This is a genomic window from Nocardioides perillae (assembly GCF_013409425.1).
Classification (GTDB): domain Bacteria; phylum Actinomycetota; class Actinomycetes; order Propionibacteriales; family Nocardioidaceae; genus Nocardioides; species Nocardioides perillae.
In genome coordinates this window covers 3,139,228-3,163,439 of record NZ_JACCAC010000001.1, presented here as the reverse complement: position 1 = coordinate 3,163,439, position 24,212 = coordinate 3,139,228, and the positions used below count along the sequence as shown (strand labels likewise).

Annotated in this window: 28 protein-coding genes and 1 other RNA gene; 24 read left to right on the top strand and 5 right to left on the bottom strand. The window is 75.0% G+C overall.

Features of this window, described 5'->3' with window-relative positions; translation table 11 throughout:
- Positions 1 to 13 precede the first annotated feature (13 nt).
- The 5 genes from BJ989_RS14860 to BJ989_RS14840 all read left to right on the top strand — a co-directional run bounded on the left by BJ989_RS14860 (position 14) and on the right by BJ989_RS14840 (position 2,424).
- Entirely contained in the window at positions 14 to 238 is a 225-nt protein-coding gene (locus BJ989_RS14860; RefSeq protein WP_179516473.1) for a hypothetical protein, read from the top strand.
- On the top strand, positions 231 to 629 hold the full coding sequence (locus tag BJ989_RS14855; protein ID WP_179518860.1) for a TadE/TadG family type IV pilus assembly protein: 399 nt from the start codon (positions 231 to 233) through the stop codon (positions 627 to 629). The genes BJ989_RS14860 and BJ989_RS14855 overlap by 8 nt, the downstream gene beginning before the upstream one ends.
- Positions 626 to 1,111, top strand: a complete 486-nt coding sequence (locus BJ989_RS14850; RefSeq protein ID WP_179518859.1) for a hypothetical protein — start codon at positions 626 to 628, stop codon at positions 1,109 to 1,111. Before BJ989_RS14855 ends, BJ989_RS14850 begins: the two co-directional genes overlap by 4 nt.
- Positions 1,089 to 1,535 (top strand): pilus assembly protein TadG-related protein, encoded by a 447-nt coding sequence (locus BJ989_RS14845; protein ID WP_343049402.1) that lies wholly within the window; start codon positions 1,089 to 1,091, stop codon positions 1,533 to 1,535. The genes BJ989_RS14850 and BJ989_RS14845 overlap by 23 nt, the downstream gene beginning before the upstream one ends.
- A 139-nt stretch (positions 1,536 to 1,674) precedes the next feature.
- Positions 1,675 to 2,424 (top strand): hypothetical protein, encoded by a 750-nt coding sequence (locus BJ989_RS14840; protein WP_179518858.1) that lies wholly within the window; start codon positions 1,675 to 1,677, stop codon positions 2,422 to 2,424.
- 114 nt (positions 2,425 to 2,538) lie between these two features.
- Here BJ989_RS14840 and BJ989_RS14835 read toward each other — a convergent pair whose 3' ends face one another.
- Positions 2,539 to 3,135 carry a TetR family transcriptional regulator gene (locus tag BJ989_RS14835; protein WP_179518857.1) on the bottom strand — a complete coding sequence of 199 codons (597 nt, stop codon included), beginning with the start codon at positions 3,133 to 3,135 and terminating at the stop codon, positions 2,539 to 2,541.
- Between the two features lie 107 nt (positions 3,136 to 3,242).
- Here BJ989_RS14835 and BJ989_RS14830 point away from each other — a divergent pair, with 107 nt between their 5' ends.
- The 3 genes from BJ989_RS14830 (at position 3,243) to prfB (ending at position 6,590) form a co-directional block, all read left to right on the top strand.
- Entirely contained in the window at positions 3,243 to 4,124 is an 882-nt protein-coding gene (locus tag BJ989_RS14830) for an oxygenase MpaB family protein (RefSeq protein ID WP_179518856.1), read from the top strand.
- A 137-nt stretch (positions 4,125 to 4,261) separates the two neighbouring features.
- On the top strand, positions 4,262 to 5,455 hold the full coding sequence (locus BJ989_RS14825) for an NAD(P)H-binding protein (protein ID WP_179518855.1): 1,194 nt from the start codon (positions 4,262 to 4,264) through the stop codon (positions 5,453 to 5,455).
- 25 nt (positions 5,456 to 5,480) lie between these two features.
- Positions 5,481 to 6,590 carry a peptide chain release factor 2 gene (gene prfB / locus BJ989_RS14820; RefSeq protein ID WP_179518854.1) on the top strand — a complete coding sequence of 370 codons (1,110 nt, stop codon included), beginning with the start codon at positions 5,481 to 5,483 and terminating at the stop codon, positions 6,588 to 6,590.
- Between the two features lie 25 nt (positions 6,591 to 6,615).
- Here the strand turns inward: prfB and BJ989_RS14815 are convergent, their stop codons facing one another.
- Positions 6,616 to 7,308, bottom strand: coding sequence for a hypothetical protein (locus BJ989_RS14815; RefSeq protein WP_179518853.1), 693 nt, complete (start codon positions 7,306 to 7,308; stop codon positions 6,616 to 6,618).
- 43 nt (positions 7,309 to 7,351) lie between these two features.
- Between BJ989_RS14815 and ftsE the strand changes: the two genes are divergently transcribed.
- The 7 genes from ftsE (at position 7,352) to ssrA (ending at position 13,306) form a co-directional block, all read left to right on the top strand.
- Complete coding sequence (gene ftsE, locus BJ989_RS14810; protein ID WP_179518852.1) at positions 7,352 to 8,041, top strand: cell division ATP-binding protein FtsE; 690 nt, start codon at positions 7,352 to 7,354, stop codon at positions 8,039 to 8,041.
- A 107-nt stretch (positions 8,042 to 8,148) separates the two neighbouring features.
- A complete protein-coding gene (gene ftsX, locus BJ989_RS14805) occupies positions 8,149 to 9,060 on the top strand; it encodes a permease-like cell division protein FtsX (RefSeq protein ID WP_179518851.1) in 912 nt (303 codons plus the stop codon).
- A gap of 55 nt (positions 9,061 to 9,115) precedes the next feature.
- The gene (locus tag BJ989_RS18875; protein ID WP_179518850.1) at positions 9,116 to 10,414 is read left to right on the top strand and encodes a peptidoglycan DD-metalloendopeptidase family protein; all 1,299 of its coding nucleotides are present in this window, start codon (positions 9,116 to 9,118) and stop codon (positions 10,412 to 10,414) included.
- 69 nt (positions 10,415 to 10,483) lie between these two features.
- A complete protein-coding gene (smpB, locus tag BJ989_RS14795; RefSeq protein WP_179518849.1) occupies positions 10,484 to 10,960 on the top strand; it encodes an SsrA-binding protein SmpB in 477 nt (158 codons plus the stop codon).
- Positions 10,957 to 11,895, top strand: coding sequence for an amidohydrolase family protein (locus BJ989_RS14790; RefSeq protein WP_179518848.1), 939 nt, complete (start codon positions 10,957 to 10,959; stop codon positions 11,893 to 11,895). The genes smpB and BJ989_RS14790 overlap by 4 nt, the downstream gene beginning before the upstream one ends.
- Before the next feature lie 82 nt (positions 11,896 to 11,977).
- Positions 11,978 to 12,826 (top strand): S1 family peptidase, encoded by an 849-nt coding sequence (locus BJ989_RS14785; protein ID WP_179518847.1) that lies wholly within the window; start codon positions 11,978 to 11,980, stop codon positions 12,824 to 12,826.
- Between the two features lie 109 nt (positions 12,827 to 12,935).
- Positions 12,936 to 13,306, top strand: a transfer-messenger RNA (tmRNA) gene (ssrA, locus tag BJ989_RS14780).
- A gap of 89 nt (positions 13,307 to 13,395) precedes the next feature.
- Here ssrA and BJ989_RS14775 read toward each other — a convergent pair.
- Positions 13,396 to 14,415 (bottom strand): ECF transporter S component family protein, encoded by a 1,020-nt coding sequence (locus BJ989_RS14775; protein WP_179518846.1) that lies wholly within the window; start codon positions 14,413 to 14,415, stop codon positions 13,396 to 13,398.
- 335 nt (positions 14,416 to 14,750) lie between these two features.
- Here BJ989_RS14775 and BJ989_RS14770 point away from each other — a divergent pair, with 335 nt between their 5' ends.
- From BJ989_RS14770 to BJ989_RS14755, 4 genes are all read left to right on the top strand, one after another.
- The gene (locus BJ989_RS14770) at positions 14,751 to 16,196 is read left to right on the top strand and encodes a M15 family metallopeptidase (RefSeq protein WP_179518845.1); all 1,446 of its coding nucleotides are present in this window, start codon (positions 14,751 to 14,753) and stop codon (positions 16,194 to 16,196) included.
- A 26-nt stretch (positions 16,197 to 16,222) separates the two neighbouring features.
- A complete protein-coding gene (locus BJ989_RS14765; protein ID WP_179518844.1) occupies positions 16,223 to 16,648 on the top strand; it encodes an HIT domain-containing protein in 426 nt (141 codons plus the stop codon).
- A 68-nt stretch (positions 16,649 to 16,716) separates the two neighbouring features.
- Positions 16,717 to 17,484, top strand: a complete 768-nt coding sequence (locus BJ989_RS14760; RefSeq protein WP_179518843.1) for an SDR family NAD(P)-dependent oxidoreductase — start codon at positions 16,717 to 16,719, stop codon at positions 17,482 to 17,484.
- A 134-nt stretch (positions 17,485 to 17,618) separates the two neighbouring features.
- Positions 17,619 to 18,692 (top strand): DUF3048 domain-containing protein, encoded by a 1,074-nt coding sequence (locus BJ989_RS14755; protein WP_179518842.1) that lies wholly within the window; start codon positions 17,619 to 17,621, stop codon positions 18,690 to 18,692.
- Between the two features lie 13 nt (positions 18,693 to 18,705).
- On the opposite strand, the gene BJ989_RS14750 is transcribed toward BJ989_RS14755, so the two are convergent.
- Complete coding sequence (locus BJ989_RS14750) at positions 18,706 to 19,521, bottom strand: TetR/AcrR family transcriptional regulator (protein WP_218848838.1); 816 nt, start codon at positions 19,519 to 19,521, stop codon at positions 18,706 to 18,708.
- A gap of 180 nt (positions 19,522 to 19,701) precedes the next feature.
- Here BJ989_RS14750 and BJ989_RS14745 point away from each other — a divergent pair, with 180 nt between their 5' ends.
- From BJ989_RS14745 to BJ989_RS14725, 5 genes are all read left to right on the top strand, one after another.
- Positions 19,702 to 20,238, top strand: a complete 537-nt coding sequence (locus tag BJ989_RS14745; RefSeq protein WP_179518841.1) for a hypothetical protein — start codon at positions 19,702 to 19,704, stop codon at positions 20,236 to 20,238.
- A 67-nt stretch (positions 20,239 to 20,305) separates the two neighbouring features.
- Positions 20,306 to 20,863, top strand: a complete 558-nt coding sequence (locus tag BJ989_RS14740; protein ID WP_179518840.1) for a YqgE/AlgH family protein — start codon at positions 20,306 to 20,308, stop codon at positions 20,861 to 20,863.
- Positions 20,864 to 20,898: 35 nt separating this feature from the next.
- The gene (locus tag BJ989_RS14735) at positions 20,899 to 21,174 is read left to right on the top strand and encodes a DUF3039 domain-containing protein (RefSeq protein ID WP_179518839.1); all 276 of its coding nucleotides are present in this window, start codon (positions 20,899 to 20,901) and stop codon (positions 21,172 to 21,174) included.
- Between the two features lie 143 nt (positions 21,175 to 21,317).
- On the top strand, positions 21,318 to 23,024 hold the full coding sequence (locus BJ989_RS14730) for a DEAD/DEAH box helicase (protein WP_246284297.1): 1,707 nt from the start codon (positions 21,318 to 21,320) through the stop codon (positions 23,022 to 23,024).
- 50 nt (positions 23,025 to 23,074) lie between these two features.
- Positions 23,075 to 23,719, top strand: a complete 645-nt coding sequence (locus BJ989_RS14725) for an IclR family transcriptional regulator (protein ID WP_179518838.1) — start codon at positions 23,075 to 23,077, stop codon at positions 23,717 to 23,719.
- On the opposite strand, the gene BJ989_RS14720 is transcribed toward BJ989_RS14725, so the two are convergent.
- Entirely contained in the window at positions 23,703 to 24,209 is a 507-nt protein-coding gene (locus tag BJ989_RS14720) for an Lrp/AsnC ligand binding domain-containing protein (protein ID WP_179518837.1), read from the bottom strand. The two genes, BJ989_RS14725 and BJ989_RS14720, sit on opposite strands and share 17 nt — an antisense overlap.
- Between the last annotated feature and the right edge of the window lie 3 nt (positions 24,210 to 24,212).

Here is a 24,212-nt window from a genome sequence, read left to right as displayed (position 1 = left end):
GAGAGGAACCCTCATGCCGCACACCCGCTTGCACCTGCTCCTGGGCGCCGTCGCCCTGCTCGCCCTCCGCACCCGCCTGGCGCTGGGCCACCGGGTGCGCGACGAGCGCGGCGACGTGCCCGGCTGGGTGCTGATCACGGTCATGACCGCCGGCCTCGTCGGCGGCATCTGGGGCCTCGCGCGCGAGGAGCTCAACGCGATGCTGCGCTCCGCGCTGTCCTCGGTCAGCGGTGGCTGAGACCGCGACGCCCCCGCACGGCGACCGCGGCTCCGCCGTCGTCGACTTCGTCCTGGCCCTGGTCGTGCTCATCCCGCTCGTCCTCGGCATCGTGCAGGTCGGGCTCGTGCTCCACGTGCGCAACACGCTCACCTCCGCCGCCTCCGAGGGGGCGCGCCACGCCGCGACCCTCGACCGCGGCCCGGGCGACGGCGTCGCCCGCACGCGCGCCGAGATCGAGGGCGCCCTCACCGGCCGCTTCGCGCGCGACGTCACTGCCTCGACGGGGTCGGTCGGGGGCGCGCCGGGCGTCGTCGTCACGGTGCGGGCTGTCGTGCCGCCCCTGGGGCTGTGGGGTCCCGGCGTCGCGCTGACCGTCAGCGGCAGCGCCGTCGAGGAGGTCGCGCCGTGACCACCCGGCGTACGCCGGGAGGCCCGGGTCGGCGCGACGAGCGCGGCACGGTCCTGGTCGAGCTGGTGTGGCTCGGCATCCTGCTGCTCGTCCCCCTGGTCTACGTCATGCTCTCGGTCTTCGAGGTCCAGCGGGGCGCCTTCGCGGTCAGCGCAGCAGCGCGCGCCGCGGGCCGGGCGTACGCCGTCGCCGACACCGACGCCGCCGGCGAGCGCGCCGCCCGTGCCGCGGCGCTGCAGGCCCTCGCCGACCAGCGGCTCGACGGCGCCGACCTGCGGCTGCGCTTCAGCTGCGCCCCCGCCGACCGCTGCCGCGAGCCGGGAGCGGTGATCACGGTCGTGGTGGAGTCGTCCGTGCAGCTGCCGCTCGTGCCCGACGCGCTCGGGGGCGGCGCCCCGCGGTTCGCGCTCGACGCGACTCACACGGTGCCGCGGGGGCGCTTCAACGTGGTGGGGGGCGGTGCCGGTGCGGCGGAGGAGTAGGTCGGAGGCGGGGCAGACGACGCTGCTGATCGTCGGCTTCGCGGTCGTGCTCATGATGCTGGTGGCCGTCGTGGTCGACGCCTCCGCGGCCTACCTCCACCGCCAGGGTCTCGCCAACCTCGCCGACGGCGCCGCGCTCGCCGGGGCCGACGGCGGGGCGACCGGCAGCGACGTCTACACCCAGGGCGTGCCCGACGACCGGCTGCGGCAGCAGGCCGGTGCGGCCCGCGCGGCCGTCGAGACCTACCTGCGTGCCACCGGTGCGCGGCAGGACTTCCCGGGCCTGTCCTTCGAGGTGGCCGTCGACGGCGACCGCATCAGCGTGCGCGTCGCCGCCCCCGTCGACCTGCCGCTGCGCATCCCGGGCTCGCCCGACCGGCCGGTCGTCGCGGCCGAGGCGGCGGCGGTGATCACGCCGGGGTGACGCAGGGCTGGAGCGGCCTCAGGGAGGGCGGCGGTGTCATCCGCGCCCGCGCGGGGTACCGCCCGGACGGCCGCGCCGCGCGGCGTACACCGGTCGCCACGGGGCGGCCGAGCAGGCGCGGGCAGCCGAGGAGGTAGTCGTGAAGCACGTCCGTCGCACCGACCAGCCGGCCACCGGCACCAGCCCGGTGTCCGGCGGCACCCACGCCGCTCCCGCCACGGGAGCGACCCCCACCACCCAGCACCCCGCGGTCCCGCCGCAGCGCACCGCCGAGCACGAGCACGTCGAGCGGGTCGAGCACGTCGACCACCGCGGTGACGACCACCTGCGCCGGGAAGCCGTGGCCGACCACCGCCGCGGCGAGGCCAAGGAGCGCTTCGGCGGCATGAACCTCGGTGCCGCGTTCTTCGGCTGGCTCGTCGCGATCGGCATGGCCGCGATCCTGGTCGGCATCGTGGGCGCGATCGCCACCGCGATCGGGTCCGAGCTCAGCCTCAGCCAGTCCGACGCGCAGCAGGACGCCGGGGGCTACGGCCTCGCCGCCGCCATCACCCTCGGCGTCGTGCTGTTCCTCGCCTACTACGCCGGCGGCTACGTCGCCGGCCGGATGTCGCGCTTCGACGGCGCCCGCCAGGGCCTCGGCGTGTGGCTGGTGGGCCTGCTGGTGACGCTGCTCGTCGCGGCCGTCGGCGCGGTCGCCGGCTCGCAGTACGACGTGCTCAGCCGCGTCGACCTGCCGAGCATCCCCGTCTCGGAGTCGAGCGCGACCTGGGCCGGCGTCATCACGCTGGTTGCGATCGTGGTGCTCACCGCCGTCGCCGCGGTCCTCGGTGGCCTCGCGGGTCACCGCTACCACACCAAGGTCGACAAGGTCGCCGGCCTGCGCTGACCCGGCTCGGGCCACTCTTGTGGCCCAGCTCCTGCACTTGTGGCCCGAGTTCTCGGGGCACAAGTGCAGGAGTCACCGGTCAGCCGGTGACTCCGACAGGGGCGCCGCGCCGGCTCAGCCCCGCACGATCGCGCCGACCGCCGCGGCGAGTGCGTCGCCGAGGGCCTCGGTGCCCAGGGGTGCGGGGGAGACCTGGGCGTCGTCGAAGAGCGACTGGCTGACCGCGATGGCGTAGATGATCCGCCACGACGCCTCGGCCTGCTCCTGGCTCGCCCCGGCGCGCGAGCGCAGCCACCCGGTGACGGTGGTGGCGAGGCGGTGCACCGAGACCTGGCTGCGCTGCTCGAGCACCGTGTCGCCCTGGGCCTCGACGAGGAAGGCGCGCAGCGCCGGGCGGTGGTCGGTGAAGATGCGCAGCGCCGCGCCGGCCAGCAGCCGCAGCGCGACCGCGTCGTCGGGCTCGGCGTCGGCGGCGACGAAGGCGGCGGCCGTCTCCGCCTCGATCGCGTCGAGTGCCCGCTCCTGCGCGGCGCGCAGCAGGCCCTGCCGGTCGCCGAAGCGGTGGTAGAGCGCGCCGTTCGAGGTGCCGGCCCGCTGGGCCACCGCCGCCACGGTCACCGCGCCGAGCCCGCCGTCCTGCAGCAGTGCGAGGGTGGCGCCGAGCATCGCCTCGGCCGACGCGGAGCTGCGGTGCTGGAGGGGCTGGCGCACGGCCACAGGTTCGCACAGCGACCACGACCCGCCCGCCAGCCGGCCGGGTGCCGCGCGGGCCGGCGTACCCTCTTGACAGGTCTGGAGCGTGCGCTCCACTGTGAGGCATGCAGCGCGACCACTGGCGGCGACGCAACGACTCGCTCGACCCCGTGCAGGACGCGGTGGAGGTCTACCGCACCCTCACCCAGCACGAGTTCCCCTGGGACATGAACCAGGCTCTCTCCTTCGCGCTCTTCCGCACCTACGCCGTGCCCGGCATCGGCTCCCTGCTGGCCGAGACCGGCGCCTTCACCGGCGACGTGCAGAAGCGCTACGACGACACCGCGCTGCTGCTCGAGCCGCCCCTGCAGCACGGCTTCGACCACCCCGAGGCGCGGGCAGCGATCCGCCGCATCAACCAGATGCACCGCTCCTACGACATCCCCGACCACGAGATGCGCTACGTCCTGTCCACCTTCGTGGTCGTGCCCAAGCGCTGGCTCGACGACTACGGCAAGCGCCCGATGACCCACCACGAGGTCGTCGCGTCCGTCACCTACTACCGCGAGCTCGGGCGCCACCTCGGCATCCGCGACGTGCCGGAGGACTACGCCGGCTTCGAGCGGCTCATGGACGGCTACGAGGCCGAGCACTTCGCCCACAGCCCCGGCGGCCGCGCGGTCGCCGACAGCACGCTGGCGCTCATGCTGACCTTCTACCCGTCCTTCGCCGCCCGGGCGGTCGAGGTGTTCAGCCGCGCCCTCATGGACGAGCCGCTCCGCTCCGCCCTGCAGTACGACGCCCCGCCGGCCGCCGTCGAGCGGCTCGCCCGCGCCGCACTGCGTGCGCGGGGTCGCCTGCTCCGGCTCGCCCCGGCGCGACGCCGGCCGAAGACGATCGCCGACCTCCCGTGGATCCGCAGCTACCCCGACGGCTTCCGCGTCGAGGACCTCGGCACCCGGCCCGTGCCCGGCGTGGCCGGCTGCCCCGTGCGCCACACCGCCTGACCCCGCCCTGCAACGCGGTGTCCGCGTCGCCTCCCCAGCGCTCGACCACTGGGGAAGCGACAGGAACACCGCGTTGCAAGGCGCCGGCCGGTGCGTGACCCCTCGGCGGGGCTGGGGGGTCTGGATAGGTTCGCGACATGCCCGCCACCCCGCCCCGCACCCCCCGCGGCACCCCCCGCAGCACCCGGCGCAGCACCCCGCGCAGCACCCCGCGCAGCACCCCGGCAGCGAGCGCCCGCAGCACCGCAGCAGCGCGCCCCCGCACGGTCCTGGTGACGGGCGCGCGGGGCTACGTGGGGTCGCGGCTCGTGCCGGCGCTGCTCGCGCGCGGGCACCGGGTGGTCGCGACGGCGCGCTCGACGCCCGACGCCAGCCGCTACGCGTGGGGTGGTCAGGTCGAGTGGCGCACCATGGACGCGCTCGACCCGCGCCAGGTGGCCGCGGCCGTGGAGGGCGTCGACGCCGTCTGCTACCTCGTGCATGCCCTCGACCGGCGCGACTTCGTCGAGCTCGACCGGCTGGCCGCTGAGACCATGCGCGACGCGGTGGACGCGGCTGGGGTCGGCCGCGTCGTCTACCTCTCCGGGCTCGCGCCCGACCAGCCGCGGACGCTGCTCTCCGACCACCTCAACAGCCGGATCGAGGTCGAGGAGGTGCTGGCCGAGAGCCGCGCCTCGGTCACCTCGCTGCGCGCCGGCGTCGTGCTCGGCGCAGGGTCGACCAGCTTCGAGGTGATCCGCCAGCTGGCCTCGGCGATGCTCGTGCAGCCGGTGCCGGCGTGGTTGACCTCCCGCATCCAGCCGATCGCCGTCGTCGACGTGGTCGACCTGCTCGTCCACGCGCTCGAGCACGACGACGACCCCGTGGGCTCGGTCGACGTCGGCGGGCCCGAGGTCCTCACCTACACCGAGCTGCTGGCCCGCTTCTGCAAGGTCGCCCGGCTCCCACGCCTGCAGCTGCCGGTGCCGCCGGTCCCGACGCCGCTGGTGGCCCACGTCGCGCCCGTCTTCAGCACGGCCCCGGCCCACACCGTCACCGCGCTGGTGGAGTCGCTGCGCCACGACATGGTCTGCCGCCCCGAGCGCGCCTGGGGCCTGCCGGGCGTCGCGACCCCGGTCGACGTGGCGATCCGCGAGTCGCTGCGCCGCCGCGGCAGCGAGGAGTTCGCCGCCCAGCGCGCGACCGCCTGCGACGCCGCCTGGACCGACCGGCGCACCCCCGTCGAGCGGCTCACGCGCGTGCCGCTGCCGCTGCCCGCCTCGGTGCGCGTCACCTCCAACATCGTCGAGCACCGCGCCCGCGGGGCGCTGCGCGCGGTGCTGGGCCGCTGAACGAGGTGCCGTAGAGTCGGATCTCGTGGCTGGACCGGACTTCGACCAAGAGATCAAGGCGCTGCGCGCCACCCTGCGCACCATCGAGCAGGTGCTCGACGTCGAGGCCATGCGCGGCGAGATCGCCGACCTCGGCGAGCAGGTCGGCGCCCCCGACCTGTGGGACGACCAGGCCAACGCCCAGCGCGTGACCGGCCGCCTGTCGATGCTGCAGGGCGAGCTCGAGCGCTTCGAGGGCCTCACCGCCCGCGTCGACGACCTCGAGGCGCTCGTCGAGCTCGCGGTCGAGGAGGGCGACGCCGACTCGCTGGCCGAGGCCCAGGCCGAGCTGCCCAAGGTCCACAAGGCCGTCGAGGCGCTCGAGGTCCGCACGCTCCTCTCCGGTGAGTACGACGCCCGCGAGGCCCTGGTCACCATCCGCGCCGGCGCGGGCGGCGTCGACGCCGCGGACTTCGCCGAGACCCTGATGCGGATGTACGTCCGGTGGGCCGAGCGCAACAAGTACCCCGTCGAGGTCTTCGACACCTCCTACGCCGAGGAGGCCGGCCTGAAGTCGGCGACCTTCGCCGTGCACGCGCCCTACGCCTACGGCACGCTCTCGGTCGAGGCCGGCACCCACCGGCTGGTGCGCATCAGCCCCTTCGACAACCAGGGCCGGCGCCAGACCTCCTTCGCCGCCGTCGAGGTCGTGCCGGTGCTCGAGCAGACCGACGAGATCGAGATCCCCGACGAGGAGATCCGCGTTGACGTCTACCGCTCCGGCGGCCCGGGAGGGCAGTCGGTCAACACCACCGACTCCGCGGTGCGCCTCACCCACCTCCCGACCGGCACGGTCGTCTCCTGCCAGAACGAGAAGAGCCAGCTGCAGAACAAGGCGAGCGCGATGGTCGTGCTCAAGGCCAAGCTGCTGGCCCGCAAGAAGGCCGAGGAGAAGGCGCACCTCGACGAGATGCGCGGCGACGTGCAGGCCAGCTGGGGCGACCAGATGCGCAACTACGTGCTCAACCCCTACCAGATCGTGAAGGACCTGCGGACCTCCTTCGAGGTCGGCAACCCGCAGGCGGTCTTCGACGGTGACATCGACGGCTTCCTCGAGGCCGGCATCCGCTGGCGCCGCGGCGCCGAGCAGAACTAGACCGCGCCTCGGCCCCGCCGACGGTTCAGGTGCGGGCCGAGGCCAGCACCTGGGAGCACCACGCACCGGCGCGCGCGACCAGGGCGTCGCGGGCCACCGCGGTGCGGGTCTCGGCGCGCGGCGCGGCGACCGAGCACGAGAGCCACGCGTCGCCGAAGAGGCCGGAGAAGGCTGCCTCGAGCACCCGGCCGCCGTCGCCGGTGCGGCACAGCCGCGCCGCGGTCGGCTCGCCGAAGGCCGGCGCGTCGGCGACCCGACGGCAGCCGTCGTCCGCGACCACGGTCCGCGCGACCGCGCGTGCACGGGCCGGCGTGAGCGGCGGCGCGAAGACCCAGGCCCGCACCGCGCTGCCGTCGGCGGCGGTCCAGGCGCAGCCCCACTCGTGGGCGACGTCGCGCAGGCCGGGGGAGAGGCGGGCCGGCTCGCCGTCGGCCCAGCGGTCGGCGGCGGTCGCCGGGGCGCCGAGCGCGTCGACGACCGCGGTCTCGGGCAGCCCCTCGCACGGGTCGGCGCGCGGCACGACCACCCCGGCGGTGTCGAGCGCCTCCAGCGGGGTCGCCTCGACCGGGGTCGGCGAGGGGCTCCCCGCGCCGGACGGGTCGGGCGACCCGGCCCCCGAGCAACCCGACAGCACGAGCGCGGCGAGCGCCAGCGGCGCCCCCACGGCGTACGCGGGGTGGCGGCGAGGTCGCTCGCCGGCGGGGGACACGGGGGGCACGGCCTCGAGGGTACGGCGCACCCGCTCGCGTACCCTCGACCCGGTGATCCGCTTCGAGAAGGTGACGAAGACCTACCCCGGCCACGCCCACGCCGCCCTCGACCAGGTCTCGGTCGACGTCGAGAAGGGCGAGTTCGTCTTCCTCGTCGGCTCCTCCGGCTCGGGCAAGTCGACCTTCCTGCGCCTCGTGCTGCGCGAGCACCGGGCCACCTCGGGCCGCGTCTACGTCGCCGGCAAGGAGATCAACCGGCTCGCCGGGTGGAAGGTGCCGCGGCTGCGCCGTCAGATCGGCACCGTCTTCCAGGACTTCCGGCTGCTGCCGGGCAAGACGGTCGCGGAGAACGTCGGCTTCGCGCTGCAGGTGATCGGGCGCCCGCGCGCCGACATCGACGCGCTCGTGCCCGAGACCCTCGAGCTCGTCGGGCTCGAGGGCAAGGCCGACCGCATGCCCGACGAGCTGTCGGGCGGCGAGCAGCAGCGCGTCGCGATCGCGCGGGCCTTCGTCAACCGGCCGATGATCCTCATCGCCGACGAGCCCACCGGCAACCTCGACCCCACCAGCTCGGTCGGCATCATGAAGCTGCTCGACCGGATCAACCGCACCGGCACCACGGTCGTCATGGCGACCCACGACTCCGGCATCGTCGACCAGATGCGCAAGCGCGTGATCGAGCTCGCCGACGGCCAGGTCGTCCGCGACGAGGCCCAGGGCGTCTACGGCTCCGCCGTCTGAGCCGCCCGCCTGAGCCGCCCGTCTGAGCCGCCCGCCCGAGCCGACCGCCCGGACACCGGCCTCAGCCGCACCCCCACCCCAGCACTCCCCGGAGGACCCCCCACCCCATGCAGCTGCGCTACGTCTTCACCGAGCTCGGCCAGGGCCTGCGACGCAACCTCTCCATGCACCTCGCGGTCGTGCTGACGCTGCTGGTCGCCCTCACGCTCGTCGGCTTCGGCGCCCTGCTGAAGCAGCAGGCCGACAAGGCGGCCGACTACTGGGGCAGCCAGCTCCAGATCACCGTCTTCCTCTGCCGCGACCGCGACGACAACCCCGCCTGCACCGGCGAGGTCACCGACGCGCAGAAGACCTCCATCCTCGAGGCGGTCGAGGAGAGCCCCGAGGTCGCCGACTACTACACGGAGTCGAAGGAGGAGGCGTTCGCGAAGGTCAAGGAGCTCTACGGCCCCGAGCGCTTCGACGGGCCCAACGCGATCATGACCGCCGAGGCGATGCCCGAGTCGGTGTGGATCGAGCTCGAGGACCCCGACCGCTACAAGGGCATCACCAGCGCGGTGGTCGGCCTCGACGGGGTGTCGGCGGTCCAGGACATGCGCGACGAGCTCGAGCCGATCTACGGCTCGCTCAACGCGCTGCAGTGGGGCGCGCTCGGCACCGCCGCCTTCCTGGTCTTCGCCGCGCTGCTGCTGGTCGGCAACACCATCCGGCTGGCCGCCTTCGCCCGGCGCCGCGAGATCGGCATCATGCGGCTCGTCGGCGCCTCCACGCTCTACATCGCGCTGCCCTTCCTGCTCGAGGCGCTCGTGACGGCGCTCATCGGCGTGGCGCTCGCGACCGGGGCGCTGGGGGCCTTCATGTGGTTCGGCATCGCCGAGCGCGCGAGCGACCAGTTCCAGTTCATCCCGTGGATCGGCCTGGGCGAGTTCGGCACCGCGGTGGCGGTGATCGCCGTGCTCGGCCCGCTGCTCACGCTGCTCCCGACACTCGCGCTGGCCCGCAAATACACGAGGGTCTGACCGCGGTGCCCTACGGTCGGGGCAGCTCTCTTCCCCGACTGCTGAAGGCTGACCGGTGCGCCTCTTCCCCCGTACCGCACGCCGAGGCCTGGCTGCCGCCGCGACCGCCGGCGCCCTGGCCCTCGGTGCGCTGACCGTCCCGTCCACCCCGCTGGCGCTCCTCGCCGACGGGTTGAAGGACCGCGAGCGCAAGGTCGAGCGGCAGGTCGAGGCCGCCGGCGAGGACCTGCAGGAGAGCAGCGCCGCCTTCCGCGAGGCCGACCGCGCCCTGCGCCGGGCCGCCGCGAAGCTGGCTGACGCCCAGTCGCGGCTCACCACGGTGCGTGCCCGGTTGACGGCTGCGCAGGTGCGCGACCGCGAGCTTGCCGAGAGCCTCGCCGAGGCCGAGCGCCGGCTGGGGGAGGCCCGCCAGGCGGTCGAGCACGGCAAGGCCCAGGTCGCCGAGCAGCGCGACCAGATCGCCGACACCGTCGTCGAGCTCTACACCCGCGGCAACCCCGACCTCATGCGCCTGGCCGCCCTCGCCAACGCCGCGTCGCCGGCCGACGTCGCGCGCCAGGACAAGGCGCGCGAGGTGCTCGTCGACGAGGAGTCCTTCGCCTACGACGACCTGCGCGCCGCGGAGGTGCTGCTGCTCGTCGAGGAGGCGAAGGTGGCCGACGCGCGCGACGCCGTCGCCGCCCAGCGCGCCGAGGCCGCCGAGCAGCTCGCGGAGATGGAGCGGCTCGAGGCCGAGGCGGAGGCCGCGCGCGCCGACGTCGCCGCCCTCGTCGGTGACCGCCGCGCCGCCCAGCAGCGCGCCGACGCCGCCCGGGCCCGCGACATGCGGGTGCTGCGCCGCCTCGAGCGCGAGCAGGACCGCATCGAGGAGATGCTGCGCCGCCGGGCGGAGGCCGCCCGCCGCCGCGCCGCCGCGGCCGCGCGGGCCAGCCGGGGCGCCGCCCGCACCACCGCCTCCGACGGCTTCCTCGACTACCCCGTGCGCGGCTACGTCACCTCGCCCTTCGGCTACCGCACGCACCCCATCTACGGCTACTACTCGCTGCACGACGGCACCGACTTCGGCGCCGGCTGCGGCTCCCCGCTGTACGCCGCGGCGCCCGGCCGCGTCGTGTCGGAGTACTACAGCGAGTCCTACGGCAACCGGCTGATCATCGACCACGGCGTCGCGGGCGGGAAGGGCGTGGCGACGATCCTCAACCACGCCAGCCACTACGTCGTCGGCCCGGGCGCCCGCGTCGTGCGCGGCCAGCTCGTGGGCTACGTCGGCAACACCGGCTGGTCCACCGGGTGCCACCTGCACTTCACGGTGATGGCGAACGGTCGCGCCGTCGACCCGATGCGCTGGTTCTGACCCTTCCCTCCGGGTGCGGCGGGACGACCGCGCTCGCAACCCGGTTGCGGGTGCTGGGAGGATGGGCAGATGGCCAAGGAGCAGGGGCAGAAGGTCGTCGCGCAGAACAAGAAGGCGCGCCACGACTACCACGTGGAGGACACGTGGGAGGCCGGCATGGTGCTGCAGGGCACCGAGGTGAAGTCGCTGCGGATGGGCCGCGCCAGCCTGGTCGACGGCTTCGCCGAGGTCGACGGCGGCGAGGTGTGGCTGCTCGGCGTGCACATCCCGGAGTACACCCAGGGCACCTGGACCAACCACGCCGCCCGCCGGCGCCGCAAGCTGCTCCTCAACCGCGCCGAGATCGACAAGATCGAGCGCAAGGTCGCCGACAAGGGCTACACCCTGGTGCCGCTCTCGCTCTACTTCAAGGACGGCCGCGCCAAGGTCGAGATCGCCCTCGCCAAGGGCAAGAAGTCGTGGGACAAGCGGCACACCATCGCCGAGCGCGAGGCCAACCGGGAGAAGCAGGTCGAGCTCGGCCGCCGCCTCAAGGGCCGCGCATGACCGGACGGGTGGTCGAGGAGGGCGCCCCGCGCCCGTCTCGGGACCCCGAGCCCGTCGCCGAGGTCCGCGCCTTCTGGCAGCGCCTGGGCCTGCCGGGCCTGCTGGACGTGCACACCCACTTCCTGCCGCCGCGGGTGACGGCGAAGATCCGCGCCCAGTTCGACTCCGCCGGCCCGCTGATCGGGCGGGCCTGGCCGATCCGCTACCGCGACGACGACGACGCGCTCGTCGCGCAGCTGCGCGACTTCGGCGTGCGGCGCTTCACCGCCCTGCCCTACGCCCACAAGCCGGGGATGGCGGAGTTCCTCAACGAGTGGGCCGCCGACTTCGCCGCCCGGGTGCCCGAGGCCGTGCACTGCGGCACGGTCTTCCCCGAGCCCGGCGCCGCGGACTACCTCGCCCGCCGGCTCGAGCAGGGGCTGGCGGTGCTCAAGGTGCACGTGCAGGTCGGCGCCTTCCACGTCACCGACCCACTGCTCGACGACTCCTGGGGCCTGCTCGCCGAGGCCGGCACCCCCGTGGTGCTGCACGCCGGCAGCGGGCCGGTCGGCACGGCGTACACCGGGCCGGGGCCGGTCGCCGAGCTGCTCGGGCGCCACCCGCGCCTGCGGCTGGTGATCGCGCACATGGGTGCGCCGGAGTACGCCGAGTTCCTCGCCCTCGCCGAGACCCACGAGCGGGTGCTGCTCGACACCACGATGGCCTTCACCGACTTCTTCGCCGAGATGGGCGGGCCGATGCCGCCCGACCTGCTCGCGCGGGTCGCCGCGATCGGCGACAAGGTGCTGCTCGGCACCGACTTCCCCAACATCCCCTACCCCTACCTCCGCCAGCTCGAGGCGCTCGAGCGCCTGGGCCTGGGTGAGGAGTGGCTGCGGGCCGTCTGCTGGCACAACGCCGCACCTTTGCTCGGTGCAACCGTCACCGATCCGTGACCTGCTGCGCCTTCCCCCTGTCGGCGCCGTGTGGTGGTCTAGCGCACTCCAGCTCCCGGACCCCTCGACAGAGGAGGCGCACATGCGCTCACGCCTCGCGGCGTTCTCTGCCACCGCCCTGCTCGCCCTCGGCCTCGGCGCCGTCCCGGCGGCCCAGGCCAGCACCGGTGGCACCCCCGACACCGCCAACGAGTACGACGGCGTCGGCCTCATCGCGGTCTACGACGACGGCGGCCGCTACCGCTGCTCGGCCGCGCTGATCAGCCCGACGGTCCTGCTGACCGCCGCCCACTGCACCTCCGGCACCGAGGGCAAGGTCGCGGTGACCTTCGACCAGTTCCTGGCCGACGAGGCGCCCAGCGGCCTGCCCACGGCCTCCGACCCGGCCGCCGGCTACACGGCCGAGGACATCACCGCCGGCGGCTACCTCTCCGGCACGGCCACGACCCACCCCGACTACTCGAACTTCACCGACCTCGACACGTGGAACGACGTCGCGGTCGTCGTGCTCGACGAGCCGGCCACCGGCATGAGCACCTACGAGATCGCCGACCTCGGCACCCTCGACACCATCCCGCGCTCGCAGCTGCGCAAGACGCTCTTCCGCGCGGTCGGCTACGGCACCGAGGTGCGCAAGGCCGAGTCGGGCCCGCAGAAGCCCACGCCCTTCACCTACCCGCTCGAGCGCCGCTACGTCGACATGCCCGGGCAGAAGCTGATGCCGCAGGTGCTGCAGACCAACGGCAACGAGAACGACAACGCCGGCACCGGCGGCACCTGCTTCGGCGACTCCGGCGGCCCGCTCATCTACGGCGGCGAGATCGTCGGCGTCACCAGCTACGGCTACACCGCCAACTGCCGCTACATCGACGGCTACCAGCGCGTGGACATCGCCGAGGCCCAGGACTTCCTGGCGCCCTTCCTGTCCTGACGCCGACCTCGTGAGCGGGGGCACCGCGGAATACCCCGGTGCCCCCGCTCGTTGGCACGGGTAGCATCACCTGTGTCGCCCGGTCCGCCGGGCGGTTCACAACTCAAGAGGGGCTGATCGGTTTCGACTGGGGACGCTAGTTCCAGGAGAAGCGGGTCGAGGAGCCAGCGACATCTCGTTAACGACCGCTGGAAACCATAAGTGCCGACAACGATCGCACTGACTTCGCTCTCGCTGCCTGAGCAGTGATCGAAGGGTCAGACCGGGCATCTGCCTCCGTCCCGGATCCTGGCCTCATCTAGGAGGCTCGCTCGTCAGCTCTGGCCACGGAGGCTGACGGGGACTCACCTGTGGCTGAGCCTGTCGGGGACGTGTCCGTCGCGAGCCCCGGGGCCGAGAAAAGCGCCATCACGGACTGCACCCGGAGAAGACCTGGTTCGGCGCTCGAGGACGCGGGTTCGATTCCCGCCAGCTCCACCACGCCGACCTGACCACCGGCGACAGCCCTCTGCACCACCCCGAGAGCCGCCCCGCGCCCGCGGGGCGGCTCTCGTGCGTCCGGGAGCGCCTCAGGTCCGCTGCACCGGGTCTCCGGGGCTGGGCGGGGGAGCGGCGGCGAGCGCGAGCGGCACCGCCGCGCGCAGCGTGCGCGGCAGCGTCGAGACCACGACGAGCGCGACGAAGCCGCTGATGACCTTGTCGGCGAGCGACGTCAGGACGTTGGCGAGGCCCACGGCCAGGACGAGGGAGTCGAGCGCCACGCCGCCGACCTGCGCCAGCAGGTCCCCGCCGCCGCGCGACACCGCGCCGTCCAGCGCGACGAGGACGGGCACGGCGACCAGCGTGCAGACCACCGCGACCAGGACCTGCAGGGAGAGGAAGCGCGGCAGGGTGCGGCCCAGGCCCCACCGGCGCACGCCGTAGCCCCACACCAGGGCGCCTGCCACGTTGACCAGGGCGAAGGGCAGCGAGACCCAGCCGCTGGACACCGTGCCGAGCGCGTTGGTGGCCACCCCGACCCCGGCGCCGGCCCAGGGCCCCAGGCTGAACGCGGCGACGGCCGTGCCGACCATGTCGAGGTGCACCGGCAGGTCGAGGGCGTCGACGACGACCCGGCCCGCCAGGTTGAGGGCGACGCAGGCCGCGGCGACGACCAGGCCGAGGCGCCACGTCGGTCGGAGCGGCTCCGCACGCCCGGGCGACCCGAGGGCCTCGGCCGCCTCCGCCTCCGGGCTGGGTGCGGCGCTGGCCGCCGGCACGCCCGGGCCCGGCACCGCGGCTTGCTGCGCACTCGCCGCCACCCAGTCGTCCACCGCAGCGGGGTCGCCGCCGAGCGCCTGCACGAGTTCGCGGGTCAGCGGCAGGTTGAGGCGGGTGCGTCCGAGGCGGAAGGCGTCGTGGACGGTCGACTTCGCGAGCCGGGCGGCGTGCTCGGTGCTGCCGCCCGCGACCCGCTGCGCGACGACGCGGCGCGCGATCTCGGCGTACGACGGCTCGCCGGCCCGCTGCCGCAGCGACTGCAGCTCCGCGACGACGGGGTCCCACCGGCCGGCCCGCGGCCGCGTCGCCGCGTCCTGCCCGGGTGCCACCTGGCCCTCCACCTGACGCTCCGCTCCGCTCGTGACCGTGCTGGGCGCCCGCTCCGCCGCGGGTCGTCGCTCCGTACCCCACCGCGGCGCAGGCTACCGCCGCGTGGGCCGCGTGGGAGGCCGTCCGGGAACGTCCGGGACCGGGTCGAGACCCTTCCGCGGCCCCCCTGTGCTGCCGACGATGTGCCCGTCGGGGTGCCGCGGGCCCACCGGGGGAGGCCCGCGGCACCCGGCCGCACGCGGTCGACGCCACGCCCGGCGGGGTGGGAGGCGCGTCGCGACGCGTCAGGGCAGGATGAGCCTTCCTCGTCCCGCTCCACCGCTCGGGAGTGCCCATGGCCGTCGGCCGCCCCGCTCGACCCGTCCCTGCTGCGCTCGTCGCCGCGGTGCTCACCGCGCTCGCGGTGCTCCTGCCCGCGCTCGCGGTCCCCGCGGCCGCGGCCGACGAGGTCGCGACCACGACGGCGCTGCGCGCGACGCCGGCCAAGGAGGGCGCCCCCACGACGCTCACCGTGACGCTCACGGCCGACGGGGCGCCGCTCGCCGGTCGCGAGGTCGAGCTGGAGCGCGCCACCGGCGACGGCACCTGGGCGCCGCTGGCCACGGTCACGACCGACGAGACCGGAGCCGCCTCGACGACCGCGACGGTGGCCCGCACCCCGGCCACCAACGCCTTCCGTGCCCGCTTCGACGGCGAGCCGGCGGACCCGAGCGCGCCCGACGACCCGGCGTACGCCCCGAGCCAGGCCGCGGCGACCGCGCCGCTCGTGCGCCGGCAGGGCACCGTCACCCTGTCCGCGCCGCGGACGGTCGTCGACGAGCGCAGCATCGACCTGGTGGTGGGCTGGCGGGCCGGGTCGGGCGACCCGGTCAGCGGCTGGGTGTCGGTGCAGCGCCGCGCCGGTGGCCGCTGGGTCGAGGTCGGCCGCGTCCGCACCGGCGACGACGGCCGCGCCGTGCTGCGCCAGCGCCCGCGCGTCGACACCCGCTACCGCGCGGTGGCCCGGGCACTGCCGTGGGTGGGCGGCGGCACCAGCCCGGTGCGCGCCGTCGACAACCTGCCGCCGGGCGTCCCCGTGCGCCTGCCTGCCGGGGCCCCGCGCCCGCGCATCACCCTGCCGCCGCAGCCGCGCGCCACGACCGCCGGGGCCGACGCCCGCGTCACCCGCATCCCCGACGGCGTGTGGTCGAGCATGACCGGCGTCAGCTGGCGCCCCGGCTGTCCGGTCGGACGCGCCGGGCTCCGGCTGGTGCGCGTCAACTACTGGGGCTTCGACGGCTACCGCCACCGCGGGGAGGTCGTGGTCGCGGCGTGGGCGGCCCAGCGCACCGCCGCCGCCTTCACCGCGATGCACCGCCAGCGGCTGCCGATCCGCGCGATGTACCGCGTGGACCGGTTCGGCTACTCCGCCAAGCTGCGCGGTGGCAACGACTACCGCTCCATGGCCGCCGACAACACCTCGGGCTTCAACTGCCGCACGGTCGTCAACAACCCCAGCGCGCGCAGCCCGCACGCCTACGGCGGGTCGGTCGACGTCAACCCGTGGGAGAACCCCTACCTCAGCCGCACGGGCTGGACGCCCAACGCGTGGTGGGCCCGGCGCAGCCACCCCCGCGTGGCGTGGCGCTCGCGCAGCCACCCCGTCCTGCGGGTCTGGCTCTCGCACGGCTTCCGCTGGACCTACGGCGTCGGCGACTCCCAGCACTTCGACGCCGTGCGCGGCAGCGGCCGGGTCATCGCCCCGCGCGGCTGCACCGACGGCGCCGGCACCTGCCACTGACGGCACAGGCGAGAGGGGACCGGGCCGTGGCCGACTGCACCTTCTGCGGCATCGTCGCCGGCGACCTGCCGGCGGCCGAGGTGCTGCGCGAGGAGCACGTGGTCGCCTTCCTCGACACCCGGCCGGTCTTCAAGGGCCACGTGCTCCTGGCGCCGCGCACCCACGTCGTCACCCTGCCCGAGCTGCCCCCCGACCTGGGTGTGCCGTTCCTCGCCGCCGCCCAGCGACTCGGCGACGCGGTGGTCGAGGCGCTCGGCGCGCAGGGCTCCTTCATGGCGGTCAACAACGTGGTGAGCCAGTCGGTGCCCCACCTGCACCTGCACGTCGTGCCGCGCACCAAGGGCGACGGCCTGCGCGGCTTCTTCTGGCCCCGCACCCGCTACGACGACGACGAGGAGCGGGCCGCCTACGCCGCCCGTCTCCGCGCCGCCCTGGGCGCCGCCCTAGAGTGACCGGCGGCCCGCCCGGGCCCCGGGGCGCCCACCGCAGGGCCGCCCGGCCACACACCTCAGGAGTGCACATGGGTCGTTTCGACGGACGCGTCGTCGTCATCACGGGTGCCGCGCGCGGCATCGGCTTCGGCACCGCCACCCGCTTCGCCGCCGAGGGCGCCTCGGTCGCCATCGTCGACCTCGACGAGGCGGCCGCCGCCGACGCCGCGGGCCGCCTCGAGCTGGTCGACGGGGCGAAGGCCGTCGGCATCGGCTGCGACGTCAGCGATGCCGCGTCGGTCGACGCCGCGGTCGAGCGGGTCGTGACCGAGCTCGGCGGCATCCACGTGCTGGTCAACAACGCCGGCATCACCCGCGACAACCTGCTGTTCAAGATGACGGAGGACGACTGGGACCTCGTCATGGGCGTGCACCTCAAGGGCGCCTTCCTCATGACGAAGGCCGCCCAGAAGCACTTCGTCGAGCAGAAGTACGGCAAGGTCGTCAACATCTCCAGCGTCTCCGCGCTGGGCAACCGCGGCCAGGCCAACTACTCCGCCGCCAAGATGGGCATCCAGGGCTTCACCCGCACCCTCGGCATCGAGCTCGGCCCCTTCGGCATCAACGCCAACGCGGTCGCCCCCGGCTTCATCGCCACCGAGATGACCGACGCCACGGCTGCCCGCCTCAAGATGGACGTCGAGGAGTTCCGCAAGCACGCCGCCGAGGCCAACCCGGTCAAGCGCGTCGGCTTCCCCGAGGACATCGCGGCCGCGGTCGCCTTCCTCGCCAGCGACGAGGCCTCCTACATCACCGGCCAGACGCTGTACGTCGACGGCGGCGCCAAGCTCGGCTGACCGCTCCGCGGGGCGCGAGGCGTCCCACCCACCGGTCGGCCGGGCGCGCCTGCGTGCCCGGCCGACCTGCGTCACGCACAATCGGCTGCGGTCCGCCCGGCGGGCCGCCACCCCCCTGACAGACCGGAGTCCCCGTGCAGCACCTGCCCGCCCGCCCCGCCCCGCGCGCCCTCCGCGGGCCCCGTGCGCCCCGCACTGTGCGCGCGGCCCGGGTGCTCACCCCGCTGCTGGTCTCCGGCCTGGTGCTGGCCGGCTGCGGCGGAGGCGGCGACGAGGGTGGCCAGGAGGAGCCGGCGGGTGACGAGCCCACCAGCGCGGCGGCCCCGCAGGAGCCGGCCACCTGGCCGCTGACGGGACTCGAGGTCGAGGGTGGCGGCGATGCCGACCAGCCCCACCCCGCCTACGTCGTCAAGATCGACAACACCGCCTCCAGCGCCCCGCAGCGCGGCCTGCACCGCGCCGACCTCGTCGTCGAGGAGCTCGTCGAGGGCGGCACCACCCGCCTCGCCGCCTTCTTCCACACCCGGCTGCCGCAGGTCGTCGGGCCGGTGCGCTCGATGCGCGCCTCCGACATCGGCATCGTGACGCCGGCGAAGGCCACCGTCGTGACCTCCGGCGCGGCCCCCGTCACCATCCGCCGCGTCCAGCAGGCGGGCATCACCTTCATCGGTGAGGGCGCTCCTGGCGTCTTCCGCGACGGCGCCCGCTCCGCGCCGTACAACCTGATGGCCGACCTCGCCGACATCGGCACCCGGGCGCGGAAGTCCGCGCCCGACCCGGCGGCCTACCTCGAGTGGGGCACCCCGGAGGACGTGCCGCAGGGCCGCCCGGCCCGCCGCCTCGAGGCGTTCTTCGGCAGCCACACCACGACCTGGGAGTTCGGCCGCGGCACCTACCGCAACGTCGGGTCCTACGCCGCTCCCGACGAGCAGTTCGAGGCCGACACCGTGCTCGTGCTCCGGGTCGAGGTCGGCGACGCGGGCTACCGCGACCCGGCCGGCAACTTCGTGCCGGAGACGAAGTTCCAGGGCACGGGCGCCGCGATGCTCTTCCACGGCGGCCGGATGGTGCGCGGCACGTGGAGCAAGCAGGGCCTCGGAGCGCCGCTGACGCTGCGCACCCCGCAGGGGCCGCTGCGCGTGCCCGCCGGGCACACCTGGATCGAGCTCGTGCCGCGTGACGGCGGCGACGTGCGCGTCGGTCGCTGACCCGGGGCCGGGCTCAGGCCCGGGGGTCCTCCCCGTCCTCGCCGTCCTCGTCGGCGGCGTCCTCGCCCGCGTCGGGGTCGAGGTCGGGGTCGTCGTCGATCGCGTCGTCGAGCACCCCGTCCGGGAGCTCGGCGCCCGCCTCACCGTCCTCGGCGGTCGGGTTGCCCCCGCCCGACTCGACCAGCGCGCGCAGCCCCGCGAGGATGAGGCCGATCGCGGTCTCGACGCGCACGGCGGCAGCGGCGGGATCGTCGCTGCTGGCGACGTGCTCGCCGGCCGACGACATGGCACCGAAGAAGATCCGGCTGAAGGTCTCGACCATCTCCTCGTCGAGGTCCCACGCGCCGGCGCTGAGGGCGGAGCGCACGATGTCGAGCACGGTGGAGAAGGTCGAGCGCTCCTCCTGCTCGCGGAAGCGCTCGTAGCCGAGCACGGCCGGACCGTCCTGCACCACGACGCGGCGGTAGGTCGGCTGCTTCACGACCTCGAGGAAGCAGCGCAGGCCGGCCAGCGCCTTCTCCCAGGGGTCACGGTGTCCCTTGAGCGCCTTCGTGACGCGCTTGGTCGCGTCGGCCTCGACCCGCTCGAAGACCGCCTCGAAGAGCGCCTGCTTGCCGCTGAAGTGGTGGTAGAGCGCGCCCTTCGTGACCCGTGCGCCCGCGACGATCGCGTCGAGGGACGTGCCGGCGTAGCCGTTCTCGGTGAAGAGCTCCTCGGCGACGTCGACAAGGGCGCGCTTGGTGGAGGCGGAGTACTGCTGGCGGCGGCTCGCGCCGGGCACGGACGGGACCTTCGGGCGCAGCAGCTTGGAGGCTGCGGGCTTCGGCATGCCGGCCAGTCTAGGTTCGCGCGCCGGGCCGGTGTGGTGGGGGTCACCTGCGAGCCCTGTTGCGCACATCACCGGTCCTGTGCCGAGGGTCACCGCGCCGGACGTTGGATACCGCGGGTACGTCTGCCTACCGTGGGTACGTACCGAGAGTACGAAGGTGAACCCCGAGTAGGAGCAACCATGACCTGGACGTCCTATCACCGCCGCGGAGACGTCCTCCGCACCGTCGTCGAGCGCGCCGACCAGCGCCGCGACGGCATCCTCCCCACCGACGTGGCCGGGGTCAGCGAGACCTTCCGCGACGACCTCGACCTGCTCGGCGCGCTGTCGCTGAAGTGGCACACCCGCCTCGCCGGCCGCATCGAGGGCGAGCTCGCCTCCCAGCCCCTGGACCTGGAGGCCGCCGTGGTGCGCGCCTGGCAGTCCACGGCGCGCGACCTGGCCGGGGTGCGCTCGGTCCTCGACCGCGCCCTCGCCGCCCACCCCGACCCGGACGTCGTCGCGGCGCTCGAGAAGGCGGCGGCCAAGGAGCACGTCCTGCTCGCGCTGATGGCCGGGCGCAGCAGCACTGCCGACGACGTCGCCGCCCGCGTGGGCCGCGCCATCGCCGAGCGGGCCCGCGACACCCTGGTCGCCCAGCCGGAGGTGAGCGTCACCCGTCACCAGCCGCGCGTGATCGACCACCTCCTCCACCGGCTGCGCACGCTCGCCGCCTGACCCGCCTGCGGCGGGCGGGCGGCCGTGGCCGCCCGCCCGTCGCGCCCCGCTGGGGCATCATGGACGCGTGAGCGAACTGTCGGCGGGCCTGCTGCTGGTGGCGACGCCGGAGCTGCTCGACCCGAACTTCGCCGACGCCGTCGTGCTGCTGCTCGACGTCGACGCCGACGGTGCGCTGGGCGTGGTGGTCAACCGGCCCTCTCCGGTGCTGGTCGGCGACGTGCTGGGGGAGTGGGGCGAGGCCGCCTCCGAGCCCGAGGTGCTCTTCCGCGGTGGACCCGTCAGCACCGAGGGGGCCCTGGCCGTCGGCCGGCTCGCCGACCCGACGGCGGCGCCGCCCGGGTTCCGCGCGGTGCTCGGCGAGGTCGGGGTCGTCGACCTCGACGCGCCCGTCGCCGTCGTCGGCGCCGCCCTGCGCGACCTGCGCGTCTTCGCCGGCTACGCCGGCTGGGGTGCCGGCCAGCTCGAGGCCGAGGTCGAGGAGGGCAGCTGGTACGTCGTGCCCGGCGAGCCCGGCGACGCCTTCCGCGCCGACACGCGCGCCCTGCGCCGCGACGTGCTGCGCCGCCAGCCCGGGGAGCTGGCCTGGCAGGCCACCCGCCCCGCGGACCCCGCGCTCAACTGAACGCCGACGACCTCCCTGACCTAGACTGGCCCACCATGAGCAACCCCACGATCGGATTCGGGTCCGGCGGCACCGACGTCCTGGAGGACCGGCGCACCGTCCCCACCGACGAGGGCGACCACGAGCGGTTCTCGCACTACGTGCCGAAGGACAAGCTGACCGAGGCGATGGTCATGGGCACCCCGGTGGTGGCCCTCTGCGGCAAGGTGTGGGTGCCCAGCCGAGCCCCGGAGAAGTACCCCGTCTGCCCGGACTGCAAGGAGATCTGGGAGTCGATGAAGGGCGGCGGCTCCGGCGAGGGAGACGCGTGACGGGCGCGCAGCCCGACGTGCCCGACCTCTTCACCGCCGCACCCGACCCGGCACCCGCGCCGTCGCCGGCGCTGCCGCCGGCCTACCCCGACCGGGCGGCCTGGGGCACGGCTGGGTCGCTGCGCGCCTGGCAGGCCGCGGCGATGACGAAGTACTTCACCGAGCAGCCGCGCGACTTCCTCGCGGTCGCGACGCCGGGCGCGGGCAAGACCACCTTCGCCCTCAGCGTCGCCGCCGAGCTGCTCGGTCGCCGGGTCGTCGACCGCGTCACCGTCGTAGCGCCGACCGAGCACCTCAAGGTGCAGTGGGCCGAGGCCGCCGCGCGGGCGGGCATCCCGATCGACCCGACGTACGCCGCGGGCAAGGGCCGCACGTCGGGTGACTACGTCGGCATCGCGGTCACCTACGCCGGTGTCGCGGTCAACCCGCTGGCCATGCGCATCCGCACCGAGCGCACCAAGACGCTGGTGATCCTCGACGAGGTGCACCACGCCGGCGACGCGCTGTCGTGGGGCGAGGGGGTGCGCGAGGCCTTCGACCCCGCGACGCGCCGCCTGGCGCTCACGGGCACGCCCTTCCGCTCCGACGTCAACCCGATCCCCTTCGTCACCTACGCCCCCGGCGACGACGGGGTGCCGCGCTCGGTCGCCGACTTCACCTACGGCTACGCCCACGCGCTCGCCGACCACGTGGTGCGCCCGGTGCTCTTCCTCGCCTACAGCGGCGAGATGCAGTGGCGCACGCGTGCGGGCGACGAGGTGGCCGCCCGCCTGGGCGAGCCGCTGACCAAGGACATGACCGCCCACGCGCTGCGCACGGCGCTCGACCCCCAGGGCTCCTGGATGCCGTCGGTGCTCGAGGCCGCCGACCGGCGGCTCACGGAGGTGCGGCGTCACGTGCCCGACGCCGGCGGCCTGGTGATCGCCACCGACCAGGACTCCGCGCGTGCCTACGCCAAGCTGCTGCGGGCCATCTCCGGCGAGGCGCCCGTGGTCGTGCTCTCCGACGAGAAGGCGGCGTCGAAGAAGATCGCCGCCTTCGCGACGTCGGAGGACCGGTGGATGGTGGCGGTGCGCATGGTCTCCGAGGGCGTCGACGTGCCGCGCCTCGCCGTCGGTGTCTACGCCACCACCACCGGCACCCCGCTGTTCTTCGCCCAGGCCGTCGGCCGCTTCGTCCGCGCCCGGAAGCGGGGCGAGACCGCGTCGGTCTTCCTGCCCTCGGTGCCCTCGCTGCTCGGCTTCGCCTCCGAGATGGAGGTCGAGCGCGACCACGTGCTCGGACGGAAGGTGACCGACGAGGACGACCTCTTCGCCGCCGAGCAGGACCTCCTCGACCGCGCCAACGCCTCCGAGGCGGCCTCGGCCGAGCTGGAGCAGTCCTACGAGGCCCTGGGGTCGCAGGCCACCTTCGACCGGGTGCTCTACGACGGGGGCGAGTTCGGCCACGCCGGCGAGGTGCACGTGGGGTCGGACGAGGAGATGGACTTCCTCGGCATCCCCGGGTTGCTCGAGCCCGACCAGGTGCGCGAGCTGCTGCACTCGCGCCAGAGCGAGCGGGCCGAGCAGCAGAAGCAGGCGGCGCGCGACGCCGCGCGCGCCGCGGCCGCGCGGGGCCGCGAGGCCGACACCGTCGCCGAGGTGAGCACCCACGAGCAGCTCGCGGTGCTGCGGCGCGAGCTCAACGGGCTGGTCGCCGCGTGGCACCACCGCACGGGCCAGCCGCACGGCGTCACCCACGCCGCGCTGCGCAAGGAGTGCGGCGGGCCGGCGGCCGCGGTCGCCACCGCCGAGCAGCTCCACGCCCGCATCGACCGCATCCGCGAGTGGGCCCTGCGCAAGACCTCGTGACGGCTCGCAGGGTGGGGGGCGGGCACCGCGCCGCTGGCTAGGCTCCGGCCATGGTGGCGGAGACCTCCCAGACCCTCGACCGCGGCCTGCGCGCGCTGCAGGTCCTGGGCGAGACCACGGGGGGCCTGACCGTCACCGAGCTCGCGGCGGCGCTGGGGGTCAACCGCACCGTCACCTACCGCCTCGTCGCCACCCTCGAGTGCCACGCGCTGGTGCGCCGCGACCCGCGCGGCCGCCTCCACGTCGGGCTCGGCGCCCTGCGCCTGGCCGCCTCGGTGCACCCGGCGCTGCGCGAGGTCGGCGTGCCGGTCCTCCGCGACCTCGCCGAGGCCGTGGGCTGCACGGCCCACCTGACGATCGCGGAGGGCGAGGAGGCGCTCGCGCTCGCGGTGGTCGAGCCGACCTGGACCGACTTCCACGTCTCCTACCGCGTGGGCGCGCGCCACCCGCTGCGCCAGGGCGCGGCCGGGCGGGCGGTGCTCGCCGGGCGCGAGCCGGAGGGCCCGCCGTGGGTCGCGACGTACGGCGAGCTGCAGCCGGGCGCGCGCGGCGTCGCGGCCGCGGTGCGCGGCGTCGACGGCCTCGAGGCCAGCGTCGGCATCGTCACCCTCGGTGAGCTCGAGGTCGACCGCGTGGGCCCGCAGGTCGCGGCCGCGGCCGCCCAGGTGGCGCGGCTGCTCAGCGGCGGCGCCTGACCCCCTCGGCCGAGTCGGGACCCGCGACCGCGCGGGCGAGTGGCAGCACGCGGTAGGGCACCTGCTCGGCCAGCGCGATGACCGTCGAGCAGCGCACGACCCGCGCATCGTCGAGGACCCGGTCGATCACCCGCTGCAGGTCGGTGTTGGAGCGCGCGACCACGCGCACCCAGACGTCGCCGGCTCCGGTGGTGGTGTGCGCCTCGAGCACCTCGGGGATCGCGGCGAGGTGGCGGCCCACCGCGTCGTGCGCGGCCTCGCCCTCCGCGGTCTGGCGGATCTCCAGCGTCAGGAAGGCGGTGACCGGGTGGCCCAGCGCGGCCGGGTCGAGCTCGGGGCCCCAGCCGGTCACGACCCCGCTGGCCACGAGCTTGTCGAGCCGGGCCGAGACCGTGCCGCGCGCGACGCCGAGGCGGCGCGAGGCCTCGAGAACCCCCACCCGGGGCTCGGCGGCGAAGAGCTCGATCAAGGTGCGGTCCAGCTCGTCCACGTG